Origin of the sequence: Rahnella sp. WP5 (assembly GCF_000745615.1) — a bacterium.
GTDB classification, from domain to species: domain Bacteria; phylum Pseudomonadota; class Gammaproteobacteria; order Enterobacterales; family Enterobacteriaceae; genus Rahnella; species Rahnella aceris.
Genome location: NZ_JQJR01000006.1, coordinates 362,931 through 377,676 on the forward strand (window position 1 = coordinate 362,931; position 14,746 = coordinate 377,676).

Sequence of the window (14,746 nt, forward strand, 5' to 3'; positions counted from 1 at the left end):
AAACACGAAAACAGCTCGGTCTGCTCCCTCCCCTGCGAAGGGGAGGGTTGGGGTGGGGTATTAAATAAAAGCGAATGTGTTGAAGTGTACTTTGACGAGGCGTTTATCTTTAAAACCCCCTCCCAGCCTCCCCCTTCGCAGAGGGAGGAGCTTTCCCTCTACCCCCCGATAATCTAACCGGAGAAAAACATGATCCGTAAATCCTTCGTGATGCAGGTTAATGCGAATGCACACGATGAATATCAGCGCCGTCATTCGCCAATCTGGCCAGAACTGGCGGAAACCCTGAAAGCCCACGGCGCGCATCACTACAGCATTTTTCTCGATGAAAAACGTAATCTGCTGTTTGGCTATGTGGAAATAGAATCAGAAGAAAGATGGAACGCGGTAGCAAAAACGGAGATCTGCCAGAAATGGTGGAAGCATATGGCAGACGTAATGCCTGCCAATGCCGATAACAGCCCGGTCAGTAACGATCTTAAACCGGTCTTTTACCTCGATTAACCCGCTGACCAGCGGGTTTTCCTTTTCCGGCAGACGGATTTTGCGCTTTTGAGGCGGTAAAACGCGTGGTGGCCGGTTTCGCTTTGCCTGAAACTGACGCCGCAAACTTTGGATCAAAACCGTCCGGCGGCACCAGACAATCAGGCCGGATGCCAATCAGACGGCGCATGCCCATCGCGGTCAGCGCCTCGCGGATCACCGGCCAGTTCACCGGATCGTGATAGCGCAGCAAGGCTTTATGCAACCGGCGCTGGCGATCCCCTTTCGGCACTACCACGTCTTCGCTTTTGTAATCCACTTTGCCAAGCGGATTCTTGCCGCTGTAATACATCGTGGTGGCGCTGGCGAGCGGTGACGGATAGAAGTTTTGCACCTGATCCAGGCGGAAACGGTTTTTCTTCAGCCACAGCGCCAGGTTGATCATGTCTTCAGTACGTGTCCCCGGATGTGCGGAGATAAAGTACGGGATCAGATATTGCTCTTTTCCGGCCTGTTTGGAATAGCTGTCAAACAGCTCCTTGAAGCGGTAATAACTGCCCATTCCAGGCTTCATCATTTTGGACAGCGGTCCGGCTTCCGTATGTTCCGGCGCGATCTTCAGATATCCCCCCACGTGATGTTCGGCCAGCTCTTTGATATAACGCGGATCTTCTATCGCCAGATCGTAACGTACGCCCGAGGCGATCAGTATTTTCTTGATGCCCTTCAGGCTGCGCGTACGGCGGTAAAGGTTGATCGTCGGTTCATGGTTAGTGTCCATGTGCGTACAGATTTCCGGATACACACAGGACGCACGGCGGCAACTTTGTTCCGCTTTCGGCGACTGACAGCGCAGCATATACATGTTGGCGGTCGGGCCACCCAGATCGGAAATCACACCGGTGAATCCCGGTACATTGTCGCGGATCTCTTCTATTTCGCGGACGATCGACGCTTCCGAGCGGCTCTGAATGATCCGCCCTTCATGCTCGGTGATCGAACAAAACGCACAACCGCCGTAACAGCCACGCATAATATTGATCGAGAAACGGATCATGTCATATGCCGGAATTGTCGCTTTGCCGTAAGACGGGTGCGGTACGCGCTGGAACGGCAGGCCAAACACTTCGTCCATTTCTTCGGTCGACAGCGGGATCGCCGGTGGGTTGATCCACACATAGCGGTCGCCGTGTTTTTGCATCAGGGCACGCGCACAGCCGGGATTGGTTTCGTGATGCAAAATGCGCGAGGTATGCGCGTAAAGCACTTTATCGGCCTTCACTTTTTCAAATGATGGCAACAGAACGTAGGTTTTCTCCCACGGTTTCGGCTTTGGCGCGCGCACCGTTACCGGTTGCGGGGCATCCGGCGCAGGCAACTCTCCTTCCGAGCACGGCAAATCCTCACCGTACGGATTCATGATCGGCTCAATCCGCCCCGGCTTATCGAGCCGCGTGGAATCCACACCGCTCCAGCCGATAAGCGCCGTTTTGCGCATCACGGCAGTGTTACGCACATCATGAATATCAGTAATGGATTCGCCCGCCGCCAGACGGTGCGCCACTTCCACCAGCGGCCTTTCGCCGTTGCCATAAATCAGCATGTCAGCTTTGGAATCCACCAGTACCGAGCGCCGCACGGTATCGGACCAGTAATCGTAATGTGCGATACGTCGCAGGCTGGCTTCGATACCGCCGAGCAAAACCGGTACATCGCTGTAGGCTTCTTTACAGCGCTGGGTGTAAACCAGCGTCGCGCGATCCGGACGTTTTCCACCCACGTTACCCGGCGTATAGGCATCGTCGTGGCGTAATTTACGGTCGGCGGTATAACGGTTGATCATCGAATCCATATTGCCGGCAGTCACGCCGTAAAACAGATTCGGCTTCCCGAGCCGCATGAAATCTTCTTTGCTGGTCCAGTCCGGCTGCGCGATGATCCCGACGCGAAACCCTTGCGCTTCCAGCATGCGGCCGATGATCGCCATGCCGAAACTCGGATGGTCAACATACGCATCGCCGGTCACCACGATCACATCACAACTGTCCCAGCCAAGCTGATCCATTTCCTCCCGGGTCATCGGGAAAAACGGCGCAGTGCCGTAGCATTCGGCCCAGTAACGTGGGTAAGAAAACAGGGTGCGATCAGGTTGGATCAGGCTGACTGGCATAGTAAGGTCTTCGTTCGGCGGCAAATAATTGGCCGCAAATTATACGGGGACGGAAACTGCGGCGGGTGAGCAAATCGCTTAAAATTGTTTTAGATCAAATTATGTTTTCTGACTGAGCGCCGTATTATATCCAGGCTGCTCCGGCGCGGAGGGTCTCAGCAGATCCAGTATTTCTTAAGAAGTCATTTCCTTTATACCGGCAATAAAGAGTGCTCAAATAGTCCATTGCTGAATCAGGTTTTAAAGGAAAAATAGCGTTATGGATAATAAACGTTTCCAGAAATTACTCTTACCCAAGCTTACCGAAGCCATGCTGTTTACGCGTTCACGACTGTCGCTGAAATCTGCCAATAAGTTTTATCCGGATAAAAGAATGATTGATGGTCTGATGATATCGGATCCTAAAAAATACCGGCTGCATTCACTGGGCGGCGACAGGGATCGAGGTGCCATGGTGCGGGGTCTGCGAAAGCTCAATCTTTCCTCCCAGCAGCTTTACCGGAAAGTTGAAGAAGATTATCGCAACGGGAAAGAAAATGCGGGCAACTGCGGCGAAAATGCCCGCGTCGCATTTTGTTATATCAGTGAAAACATTCAAAAATGGGAAAAGCTCGCCGGTACGCCATTAAAAGTGATCAGCATCTTCATTACGCGTCCGGTCGACCATTGTCTGGTATTAGTCGGCACCCAGCCTGTACATAACAACGGCAAAATCCTTGAGAACGCACTGATTTGCGATCCATGGGCAAAGATCGTCTGCCCTCTGGCGCATTATTCTCTTGAGTGGAAAATGAAAATGAATAAATGGTCTAACCGTGGCCTGAAGGGGAAATATCCCGGCGGTGTTTACGACCATTTTGCTAACAGGGATTCCCGTGAAGCGATCCGTATCGGCAAGTTCGTTATTTATGAACAAAATCAGTACAAAATTTCACAGCGGATCCATGATAAAAAGCTTTATTCGCTGATTGATCCCAATGCGATTACCTGACGTTTTCATTGCCATAAAAAGGCCTGCCGGTTTCCCGCAGGCCTTTCTTTTTTGCTGACATCAATCTTATTTTTTCGCCAGCGCCTCAAACACTTTTTCAACGGCCACTGCGCCGGGATCTTTCACCCCTTTCAGGCTGTTGCTGCTGAGATAAGAAGAGCGCCCCGCATTGGCTTTCTTCATGCTGGCCGTGTCTTTGGCCCCTTTGGCTGCCGCTTTAGCCGCCCCTTTCAGCGCATCTTTTTTGCCAAGGGCTTCCAGCGCCGGTTGCAGTGCGTCGATCATCGTGCGATCCCCGAGATCTGCCCCGCCGTAATGCTTCATGCGTTCGAGACCGGACAGCAACGCTTTCGGCAACTTCTCACCCTCACCGACTTTCTTACCTGCGGCGGTAAAGAAGATCGACATCAGCACGCCGCTGGATCCGCCCATGACGGTCGCCAGACGATCGCCGACAACGCCCAGAAGATCGGCCACATTATTCAGCGGTAATCTTTTGCCTTTGTTTTCTTTCTGGATATCGCGCGCGCCGGTGGCAAACGTCGAACCGGTATCGCCGTCACCGACTTTGGCATCGAGTTTATTCAGCTCGTCTTCCAGATCAGAAAGTGTCTGAGTAATGGTTTCAACGATTTTGCCAACCTGCGCATTGGACGAGGCTTTTACCGTTTTCTTATCGCTGATTTTCTTGCCCTTTTTGGTCGCCAGTTTCTCAAGCTTCACCAGAGGCTGCCAGCCGGAGGCTTCCACTTCTGCCAGCAAGGCTTCCTCAATGCCGCCTTTAAGGGCAATCACCGAGAGCGAGAACCCTTTCATATCCAGCGCACTGACCAGCGATGCCGGGCCAATCAGATAACGGATCGAACTGCCGAGCGCCGAATGCACCAGTTCTTTGGTGATCTGATTCATTTCGAGCGGAGAGACGCCGCCGAGGTTATTGATCAGCACCGCCAGCTTGTCGCTTTTCTTCACATGTTCCGCAAGCTTGCCGACCAGCGTATCCACCACTTTTTTGCTGTTCTGGGTTTTCATGGTCGACACACCCGGTTCGCCGTGAATACCTAATCCCAGCTCAACGTGGCCCGATTCGATACGTTGCTCTTCTTCATCTTCACCGCCTCCCGGCAGGCTGCACCCCGCCGCCGCAACACCAATACTGGCGGTCGCATCAATCGCCTGCAGGGCGATTTTGGTGACATCTTTCAGGGATTTACCCTGCTCAGCCGCGTAACCGGCAATTTTATGCACCAGCGCCGTACCGGCGATGCCGCGCGGCTGCTTGTTTTCCGGCAGGGAAATGTCGTCGGAGACCATCACCAGCTCGACGTTATAGCCTAAGCCTTTTGCTTTCTCAGCGGCCAGACCAAAGTTCAGACGGTCGCCGGTGTAGTTTTTGACGATCAGCAGACAGCCCGCTTTGCCGGTGACCGCCACAATCGCGTTCAGCACGGCGTCCACGCTCGGAGAAGCAAACACTTCGCCACACACTGCCGCCGTGAGCATGCCTTTGCCGACAAACCCCACGTGCGCCGGTTCATGACCCGAGCCACCGCCTGAAATCAGCGCAACCTTTTTCTTATCCCAGTCACGCCGCACGACAACGCGGATTGCCGGATCGATGTCCAGTTTTGCCAGGTTTTTGTAGGGAGAGGTCAGGATCACCCCTTCAATAACATCGTTAATCAGAGTCTTGCGGTCATTCATAAAGAATTTAGACATACCGGACCTTTCCTTTTAACTGTTTTCCAGGTGAAAAAAGAGCTTCTACGCAGTATAGATAACCCAAAACATAACACAGGGAAAAGTAACGAAGGGGGCGGGAAAGGCGGTTTCCCGCCTTTTAGGAAATGATGAGAAAAGAAATCAATTGCAGGCGAGAACCTTGATAGCCAAACCGCCTGTCGAAGTTTCACGGTATTTCGAGTTCATGTCCTTGCCGGTTTCGTACATGGTTTCGATGACTTTATCGAGGCACACACGCGGTTCGCTGGTGCGGCGTAATGCCATACGCGACGCATTGACGGCTTTCACGGCCGAAATGGCGTTACGCTCGATGCATGGCACCTGAACCTGTCCGGCCAGCGGATCACAAGTCAGCCCGAGGTGATGTTCCATCGCGATTTCTGCCGCCATAAACACCTGCGCGGTGCTGCCGCCCAGCAGTTCGGTCAGACCTGCCGCCGCCATAGAACAGGCCACGCCCACTTCGCCCTGACACCCCACTTCCGCACCGGAAATCGAAGCGTTCATTTTGAACAGAATACCGACCGCGCCAGAAGCCAGGAAGAAGCGGCTGTACGAATCAGGGCTGATCGGGCGGATAAACTGATCGTAATACGTCAGCACGGCAGGAATGATGCCACACGCGCCGTTGGTCGGCGCAGTGACCACACGCCCGCCTGCCGCATTTTCTTCGTTAACCGCCATCGCGTACATGTTGATCCAGTCAACAACACCCATCGGATCGACATTGTTCTTATCCTGCGTCACCAGAATGCGGCGCAGCGCGGCGGCACGGCGGTTGATTTTCATCGGTCCCGGCAGCAAGCCTTCGGTATGAATGCCGCGCGTAATGCCTTCGCTCATCACATTCCAGATGGCCGCAAAGTGATCGCTGATTTCTGTGCGTGTGTGTCCCGCCAGTTCGTTTTGCAGCATCAGTGCCGACAACGACAGGCCGGTGTCCGTACAGTGTTTTTGCAAATCGCTGGCCGAACGGAACGGATACGGGCGCACCACCGGATTTTCATCCTGCATCCCAAATTTGCTGGCTTCGACAATAAAGCCACCGCCGATAGAGTAATAGGTTTGGGTATAGAGCAGTTCATCGCCGCTGAAAGCACTGATTGTCATGCCGTTTTCATGCAACGGCAGATTACCGGAATGGAAATTCATGCCTGAACTGGCCGGGAAATCCACTTCTTTTGCGCCCTTGCCCAGCATCAGACGTCCGGTATTTTCTACCTCACGGATAAACGCCGGGATCGCATCGATATCCACATCATCCGGCATATTCCCCGCCAGCCCCATGATAATGGCCAGATCAGTATGGTGACCTTTACCGGTTAATGATAATGATCCGTAAACATCAACCGCCACGCGGGTCGTTTGGGTTATATGGCCTGAAGAGATAAGCTCATCAGTGAATATTTTCCCGGCTTTCATCGGGCCAACAGTATGCGAACTGGAAGGACCAATACCAATTTTGAAAATATCGAAGACGCTGATCACGGTGGGTACTCCAAGTGAAATTATTTACGGGCGGAATAAACAGAAAAACGGGAGAGAAAGGAGCGGGATATTCCCGCTCACTTTATTTCAGAAGCTTTAATCATTAACCCATCAGGCTGAATACAATGGCTGACATCGCAATCAGACCCATTACAGCAACGAAGACATTACTGATATGGCCGCTGTATTTTTTCATCGCCGGAACTTTACGGATGGCATACATTGGCATCAGGAATAACAGCATCGCAATAATCGGACCGCCCAGCGTTTCGATCATGCCCAGAATACTTGGATTCAGGGTTGCCACTAACCAGGTGGTTAATAACATGAAGATACCGGTATAACGGTTCAGCGTTGGCAGGGCAATTTTCTTGCCTTTACTGCGCAAAGATTTAATCACCATGCCGTTAAAACCTTCGCGTGCGCCCAGATAATGGCCGAGGAAAGATTTAGTAATGGCAATAAAGGCAATAAATGGCGCGATATATTCAATGACCGGGTTAGAGAAGTGGTTCGCTAAATAAGACAGAATAGACACGTTTTGCGATTTGGCTTCCATCAGGTCGGCCGGAGACAGGCTCAGGACGCAGCTGAAGACAAAGAACATCACCGTGATCACCATCATGATGTGGCTAAATGCCAGAATGCGCGAACATTTTTTCTCAGCGCCATCACCGTATTCTTTGCGTTTTGCCACTGCAAAAGAGGAGATAATAGGCGAGTGGTTGAACGAGAACACCATCACCGGGATCACCAGCCACAGCGTCATCAGCATACCATGACCTACGCCGTTACCGGAAAGCGAGGCGTTTGTAAACACTGACATATTCCAGTTAGGAATAAGGTAAAGCGCCAGCGCCATCAGCACCGTCACAAACGGGAATACCAGAATACTCATCGCTTTCACGATCATATCCTGACCAAAATGCACCAGTGTCATTAATCCGAGGATCAGGATCAGTGACAGCAACGCACGCGGTGGCGCATTCATATGCATCTGGTGAGTAATAAAACTCTCAACCGTATTAGTGATCGCCACGCTGTAAACCAGCAAAATAGGATAAATGGCGAAGAAATACAGCAGCGTAATTAATTTACCAGCCGTAATACCAAAATGTTCTTCCACGACTTCCGTAATATCTTCACCGGCATTTTTACCCGATAAAACAAAACGGGTTAATCCGCGGTGAGCGAAGAAAGTCATTGGGAAGGCGAGAATCGCCATAATAATTAACGGAATTAATCCGCCAATACCGGCATTAATAGGAAGAAAAAGAACACCCGCACCAATTGCCGTTCCATATAAACCTAACATCCACATGGTGTCAGTTTTACGCCAGGAACTTATTGATTTTTCAGACAGCGTCCCGATTGTTGTATTATCCATGATTCCTCAGCACCTAATTATAAAAATAATTCCGTTTTCCCCAGGAATGGTTGATGTTTTTTTACTGCACCCGTCATCGAAAAAACCACCCTGACGGTTAAAACATACCATTAATGCGGGCATGATACCTATCAGCAGCATAAAAATCTGACTAACGGTGTAGCTTTGAGATCATGGTCACGAATATAGCTAAAATGCCGTCTATTATTCCTTTAAATTCCAATCTATTAACATTTCCTGCAATTTAAATTCATCAAACGGTGATTACGGTAACATTTATTTTTTGTCATATTTTGTTATGACCGTGACTATTATTTTAATAACGGTTGAAATAACACCAATGTGTATTATTTATCGACGCCGCCTCTCTTATCGCTGCTCAAAAATCAACCACGCACATTAACCTAAACATTCATTAGATTCTCTTCAGTATTCGCTGTTTTCCTGGTTTCTGTAAAAAATTCTACACAAGATGCGTGTTGTTTCGGGGTGAAAAACTTTTTATTGACGCTTTCAGAAATCATGCCGATAAAGTTATTCTTATTCCGGTGAAACAATTTCAACCGGAAGAAACACAGAGTGACGCCATGGAAAAAGCCCGATCACCTTTTTACCTGTTAGTGAAGATACGTGTCGGCCATTTTTTTAAGGCTGCGTATGGCTTCGCCCTGCTGATGGTGCTTCTGATCGCTCCGTTAAAACCGGTTATCGCAGAAACCAGCGAGACGTCACCCGACGCCGCCGTCGCCCAGACCGTTAACGGTATCCTCAGTTATTCGCGCTGGCCCGACAAAACGACCTCGTCTTCTTTAACACTTTGCATCATTCAGCCAGTTAAATACGCGGCGCTACTCACGCCCGATGGCAGCGCTTTTGCCGGCAGACCGCTCAAGGTGATGACGTTGCCTTTTGACAGCCCGCTGCTGACCGCGCAGTGCGATGCCATTTATTCCGGCAGAACAACGGCTGAGCAGCAAAACGATTTACATCAGCGCCTGGAAGGCCATGCCATTTTAACGATCAGCGAAGAAGACGAGACCTGCGGATTACTGAACGCTTTTTGTCTGGTTATCACGCCCCTTCACACCGGATTCAAACTGAATCTGGACACGCTGTCCCGCAGCGGTGTGCGGGTTAATCCCGCCGTATTACAACTTGCCAGGGAAAAGGAGTAACCATGGAAAATAAAATTCCTGTTCCTGACACAGAACAGCCGCGCCAGCGCCCGACGCTGAATGCCGCACTGAACAGAATCCATGTGATTGTGATTTTGACCGCGATTGGCCTTGCCGGTTTTTTACTGATCTTGCTGGCCCTGATCGCCCTGCGTTCGCATGCCGAAAATAATCTGCAACTGACCGCACGCGCTATCAGCTACACCACCGAAGCGGCGCTGGTGTTTAATGATCCTGCCGCCGCGCACGAGTCGCTGGAGTTCATCGCTAAACGCGGCGATTTCACGCAGGCTAAAATTCTGACCCCTGCCGGTGCAACGTTCACTGAATGGCAGCGGCCGGTGAACAGCAACTGGGACAAGCTCGGGCAGTTCGTCGGCCACCTGGCTTTCCCGGAGCCTGTCACGATGCCGGTGAATCATTCCGGTTCGCTCATCGGTACCGTCTGGCTCGCCGGTAATGGCGGAACCCTGGCGGGTTTCCTGCTGGAAACGGTGCTTAGCCTGATCGGCTGTCTGGTACTGACGGCGCTGGTGGCGCTGTATTTTTCCCGCCGGATGCAAAAAGGTATTGTCGATGCTCTCGGCCACATTACGCGCGTCACTCATGACGTCAGCGCTAACCGTTCGTTCAGCCTGCGTGTCCCTTCTGCGCCGATTGCCGAGCTGCACACGCTGAGCCAGGACTTCAACAGCCTGCTGACGGAGCTGGAAGCCTGGGAAAACCATATGCGCAACGAGAACGTCTCACTGACCCAAAAAGCATTGCATGATGGATTGACCGGCCTGCATAATCGCGCGTTTTTCATTGATACGCTTAATCAATGCTTTAACCCGATGCGCCCGGCGCTGTCACTGGCGTTGCTGTTTATTGATGTCGATAACTTTAAAGAGATCAATGACTCACTCGGTCATGCTGCCGGAGACCGCGTGCTGATGGTGATTGGTGAACGGCTGGCGAAAACGCTGCGAAAAGGCGATGTGCTGGCACGTCTGGGCGGTGATGAATTTGCCATCTTGCTTGAACCGATGGTTTCCACCGCAGAGGCCGTGGCTTTTGCCGAACGCATTGTTGAAATCATGAAAACCCCTGTCATCCTGCTCAATAACAAGACGCTGGATGTTTCTCTCAGTATCGGTATCGCGCTGTCGCCTTCTCAGGCCACTAACGCGAAAGAGTTACTGGATAAGGCCGATGAGGCCATGTACCGCTCGAAAAAAATTTCCGGCAGTTGCTGGCATGTCTCTTCAGGCATGCCGCTTCCTGTCGTGATGAAAGACTAAAAGGAATTAATGACAATGAATACCTGCAACACTTTCAAGACCTGGTTTCAATTCGCCGCAATGGGGTTGTGCATTCTGCTGCTGGCCGCCTGTCAGACCAAACCGGCGGGATTAACGCCGGAACAGATCGCCGTACTGCAAAAAAACGGCTTCTCGCAGACAGCCGAAGGCTGGGAACTCGGGCTGGATGCCAAAGTGCTGTTTGGCAATAATCAGGCGACGCTTTCGGCAGAAAGTAAGCAGTCGGTGGAAAAACTGGCCAGTGAACTGCTGCATGTCGGGCTGAATAAAGTCAATCTCGACGGCCATACCGACAACTACGGCGACGCCGGTTACAACAACGATCTGTCTCTGCGCCGCGCCAACACGGTTGCCGCCGCCTTTGCCGATGCCGGAATGCCACGCGCCAATATCCATACCCGCGGATTAGGGCAGAGCCAGCCGGTCGCCAGCAATAAAACCCAGGCCGGACGCGCCCAGAACCGTCGCGTGTCTGTGATTATTGTGGTGTAACTTACAACAACCCCACCATATGCAGCGCCGCCTTGCAGTTATCCGTTCTGCGCCAGGCGAGCGCGATCTGCGTCGTTAATGTCTGCCCTGCCAGGGGCAGACAGCGCACATTGGTTTCATCAATCTTACTCAGCGACGCCGGCACCAGCGCGTAACCAAATCCTGTCGCCACCATACTCAGCGCCGAGGTAATTTGCGGACACTGCTGCCCGTAGCGCGGCGAAAATCCCGCCTCTTTACACGCCTGTGTCACGGCATCATAAAGCCCCGGCGATAAATCGCGGGGAAAGGTGATCAGCGTGTCGTGGCGCAGCGCTGCCAGCCGGACTTCTTTCCCCTGACTGAGCGGATGCTTCTTCGGCAACGCCACCATCATTTCCTCAATATCCAGCACCTTATAACTGAACTCCTTGCTGCGCTCGCAAGGCAGACGGATAAACGCCGCATCCAGCGCGCCCTCGCTCATCGCGGTCATCAGCCCCGCCATATCTTTTTCCTGCGGCTCCAGCACCATGCCCGGATACTTGTCACGGAAGCGATGCAGCAGCTCAAACACCTGCGGATTGAAGGCCGTTGAGGTGGCAAAACCGATGCGCAGCGTACCGTTAAGGCCGCGTGCCACCGCACGGGTACGTTCAAAGGCGGCATCGGTCAGTTTGATGATGGTTTGTGCGTCGTCGTACAGCACTTTTCCGGCTTCGGTCAGCTCAACGCCACGGGTCAGACGCTTGAGTAAAGGGGTTCCGATTTCATGTTCGAGCCGCTGGATTTGCTGGCTCAGGGGAGGCTGGGATATTCCCAGGAGTTCGGCAGCACGGGTGAAGTGGCCCGCCTCGGCTACCGCGACAAAATAACGCAGATGACGAAGTTCCATATCAAAAACGTCTCAAAGTAAACACCTCCTTATATTGGAACTCAGGACGGAATGGGGTCAACCTTTTAGTTAGCAAAGTTAATTATTCGACGGAGACCCCTGCATGAAAAGCCATTCTGAGTCCTGTTCCTGCGTCGCCGATATTGCCCGCACGGCGACAGCGTTTAAACATCAGCATCCTGACCGCGTGCTTTATCAGTCGTCACTGATGAGCGCCTTGCTGAGCGGCGTCTATGAAGGCGACACCACGATGGCGGACCTGCTGAAACACGGCGATTTTGGCCTCGGCACCTTTAACCATCTCGACGGCGAACTGATCGCATTCAACAGTAATATCTTCCAGTTGCGTGGCGACGGCAGCGCCCGGCGCGCCCTTCCTGAACAAAAAACGCCCTTCGCCGTCATGACATTCTTTAACCCGACTAATGAATACGTGATTGACCGCCCGCACAGCCGTGAACAAATCCACGCCGTAATTGACAGCGCCGTCGCCAGCCAGAACACCTTCTGCGCATTGCGCATTGATGGTGAGTTCAGCCGCGTCGAGACACGCACCGTACCGGAACAGCACCGCCCTTATAAACCGATGCTCGAAGCCATCGAAGCGCAGCCAACATTTCATATTGAAAACAGCCAGGGTGTGCTGATTGGCTTTCTGACACCTGCGTATATGCAGGGCATCAACGTGGCGGGCTATCACGAACATTTCATCAATCAGACACGCAGCAGCGGCGGCCATGTGCTGGATTACCAGGTTGAGCGCGGCGTACTGACTTTCGGCACGGTCGAGAAGCTATTGATCGACTTTCCGCAGGACAGTGATTTCCTGCACGCCAACTTATGCCCTGACGATTTAAATGATGCGATTCAGTCCGTTGAAAGTTAACAGTCCGCAGACAAAAGGAATAAAGCCATGAAAAATTCAGACAGCCAAAGCGAATGGAAATGCGGTGCGGATCTGGTCGTCGCGCAGCTTGAAGCACAGGGCGTCAAACACGTGTTCGGCATTCCCGGCGCAAAAATCGATCGTGTTTTCGATTCGCTGGTCGATTCCCGCATCAAAACCATTCCGGTGCGTCACGAAGCCAACGCCGCCTTTATGGCCGGTGCCGTCGGCCGCCTGACCGGGAAAGCGGGCGTCGCGCTGGTCACCTCCGGCCCCGGTTGTTCGAACCTGATCACCGGCGTTGCCACCGCGACCTCCGAAGGCGATCCGCTGGTGGCTTTAGGGGGTGCGGTGAAACGCGCCGACCACGTTAAACAGGTGCACCAGACCATGGACACCGTCGCGATGTTCCGCCCGGTCACCAAGTATTCCGCCGAAGTCACCTCGTCTTCCGCGCTGGCCGAAGTGCTGGCGAATGGTTTTCGCGCCGCCGAGTTCGGGCGTCCGGGTGCAGCATTTATCAGCCTGCCGATGGATATCGTCAATGAACCGGCCAGCGGCAAACTCCTGACCTCGCAACCGCCCGTACTGGGCAGCGCGCCGCACGACGCGATATTGCAGGTCGCACAATTACTGAAACAGGCCAAAAATCCGGTCCTGCTGCTCGGCCTGATGGCCAGCCAGCCGCGCAACGCCGAGGCTATCCGCCGTCTGCTGCATAAAAGCGATCTGCCGGTCACCAGCACCTATCAGGCGGCAGGCGTTATCGATCAGGCTTCGTTCCATCGCTTCGCCGGTCGCGTCGGTTTGTTCAACAATCAGGCCGGTGACCGCCTGCTGCGTAACGCAGATCTGGTCATCACCATCGGTTACAGCCCGGTCGAGTATGAACCGGTGCAATGGAGCAACGGCAGCGCCGAACTGGTCCACATCGACGTGATGCCCGCCGAAACCGACAGCGATTATCTGCCGGACGTCGAACTGGTGGGCGATATCGCCGACACACTGGATCTGCTGACAGAACAGATCCCGCAGCGCATCGATCTCAGTGCTTCTGCTATTGCGATCCTCGAGGATCGCCGACAGCAGCGCGAACTGCTGGCCCAGAAAGGCCGCAGCCTGAACCAGTTTGCCATCCATCCGCTGCGTCTGGTGCGCGCGATGCAGGACATCGTCAACAGCGACGTCACCCTGTGCGTCGATATGGGCAGTTTCCATATCTGGATCGCCCGTTACCTTTACAGCTTCCGTGCGCGTCAGGTGCTGATTTCCAACGGCCAACAAACCATGGGCGTCGCGCTGCCGTGGGCGATTGGCGCTGCGCTGGTCGATCCCAGCCGCAAAGTGGTTTCCGTATCCGGCGACGGCGGCTTTATGCAATCAAGCATGGAACTGGAAACCGCCGTACGCCTCGGCGTCAACCTGCTGCACATCATCTGGGTCGATGAGGCCTACAACATGGTGGCGATTCAGGAAGAGAAAAAATACCATCGCACCTCCGGCATCCAGTTCGGCCCGATTGATTTCAAAGCCTACGCCGACGCCTTCGGCGCCAAAGGTTTTGCCGTCACCTCCGCCGAAACGCTGGAAAGCACCCTGCGCGCCGCCATGGACGTACAAGGCCCCGCCGTCGTCGCCGTCCCGGTGGATTACAGCGATAACGCACTGCTGATGGGGCAACTGGAGATGGGGAGGATTTTTTAGGGGGTGGGGTTTTTACTAGATAAGGCGCAGAAATGCGCCTTAAAGATTG

General features: G+C 53.1%; 12 protein-coding genes. 7 read left to right on the forward strand and 5 right to left on the reverse strand.

Features of this window, described 5'->3' with window-relative positions; genetic code table 11:
* Positions 1 to 189: 189 nt before the first annotated feature.
* The gene (gene rhaM / locus EX31_RS04195) at positions 190 to 504 is read left to right on the forward strand and encodes an L-rhamnose mutarotase (RefSeq protein WP_013577125.1); all 315 of its coding nucleotides are present in this window, start codon (positions 190 to 192) and stop codon (positions 502 to 504) included.
* Here the strand turns inward: rhaM and EX31_RS04200 are convergent.
* Positions 479 to 2,653, reverse strand: coding sequence for a YgiQ family radical SAM protein (locus tag EX31_RS04200; protein WP_037033507.1), 2,175 nt, complete (start codon positions 2,651 to 2,653; stop codon positions 479 to 481). The two genes, rhaM and EX31_RS04200, sit on opposite strands and share 26 nt — an antisense overlap.
* A gap of 259 nt (positions 2,654 to 2,912) precedes the next feature.
* Between EX31_RS04200 and EX31_RS04205 the strand changes: the two genes are divergently transcribed.
* Positions 2,913 to 3,644, forward strand: coding sequence for a hypothetical protein (locus EX31_RS04205; RefSeq protein WP_037033508.1), 732 nt, complete (start codon positions 2,913 to 2,915; stop codon positions 3,642 to 3,644).
* A gap of 66 nt (positions 3,645 to 3,710) precedes the next feature.
* Here the strand turns inward: EX31_RS04205 and EX31_RS04210 are convergent, their stop codons facing one another.
* The 3 genes from EX31_RS04210 to EX31_RS04220 form a co-directional block, all read right to left on the reverse strand.
* The gene (locus EX31_RS04210) at positions 3,711 to 5,363 is read right to left on the reverse strand and encodes a dihydroxyacetone kinase subunit DhaK (RefSeq protein WP_037033509.1); all 1,653 of its coding nucleotides are present in this window, start codon (positions 5,361 to 5,363) and stop codon (positions 3,711 to 3,713) included.
* 144 nt (positions 5,364 to 5,507) lie between these two features.
* Positions 5,508 to 6,875: an L-serine ammonia-lyase gene (locus EX31_RS04215; protein WP_037033510.1), complete on the reverse strand. Its 1,368-nt coding sequence runs from the start codon at positions 6,873 to 6,875 to the stop codon at positions 5,508 to 5,510.
* Between the two features lie 103 nt (positions 6,876 to 6,978).
* Positions 6,979 to 8,262 carry an HAAAP family serine/threonine permease gene (locus tag EX31_RS04220; protein WP_013577130.1) on the reverse strand — a complete coding sequence of 428 codons (1,284 nt, stop codon included), beginning with the start codon at positions 8,260 to 8,262 and terminating at the stop codon, positions 6,979 to 6,981.
* 587 nt (positions 8,263 to 8,849) lie between these two features.
* Between EX31_RS04220 and EX31_RS04225 the strand changes: the two genes are divergently transcribed.
* The 3 genes from EX31_RS04225 to EX31_RS04235 are packed head-to-tail and all read left to right on the forward strand — an operon-like array spanning position 8,850 to position 11,233.
* A complete protein-coding gene (locus tag EX31_RS04225; protein WP_228389031.1) occupies positions 8,850 to 9,437 on the forward strand; it encodes a regulatory sequestration protein YfiR in 588 nt (195 codons plus the stop codon).
* 2 nt (positions 9,438 to 9,439) lie between these two features.
* Positions 9,440 to 10,720 carry a diguanylate cyclase DgcN/YfiN gene (locus EX31_RS04230; protein WP_037033512.1) on the forward strand — a complete coding sequence of 427 codons (1,281 nt, stop codon included), beginning with the start codon at positions 9,440 to 9,442 and terminating at the stop codon, positions 10,718 to 10,720.
* Positions 10,721 to 10,735: 15 nt separating this feature from the next.
* Positions 10,736 to 11,233 (forward strand): outer membrane lipoprotein YfiB, encoded by a 498-nt coding sequence (locus tag EX31_RS04235; protein ID WP_037033513.1) that lies wholly within the window; start codon positions 10,736 to 10,738, stop codon positions 11,231 to 11,233.
* 1 nt (position 11,234) lies between these two features.
* Here the strand turns inward: EX31_RS04235 and EX31_RS04240 are convergent, their stop codons facing one another.
* Complete coding sequence (locus EX31_RS04240) at positions 11,235 to 12,107, reverse strand: LysR family transcriptional regulator (protein WP_013577134.1); 873 nt, start codon at positions 12,105 to 12,107, stop codon at positions 11,235 to 11,237.
* Positions 12,108 to 12,210: 103 nt separating this feature from the next.
* Between EX31_RS04240 and budA the strand changes: the two genes are divergently transcribed.
* Positions 12,211 to 12,993 (forward strand): acetolactate decarboxylase, encoded by a 783-nt coding sequence (gene budA, locus EX31_RS04245; RefSeq protein WP_037033515.1) that lies wholly within the window; start codon positions 12,211 to 12,213, stop codon positions 12,991 to 12,993.
* 27 nt (positions 12,994 to 13,020) lie between these two features.
* The gene (gene alsS, locus EX31_RS04250) at positions 13,021 to 14,697 is read left to right on the forward strand and encodes an acetolactate synthase AlsS (RefSeq protein WP_037033516.1); all 1,677 of its coding nucleotides are present in this window, start codon (positions 13,021 to 13,023) and stop codon (positions 14,695 to 14,697) included.
* Positions 14,698 to 14,746 lie beyond the last annotated feature (49 nt).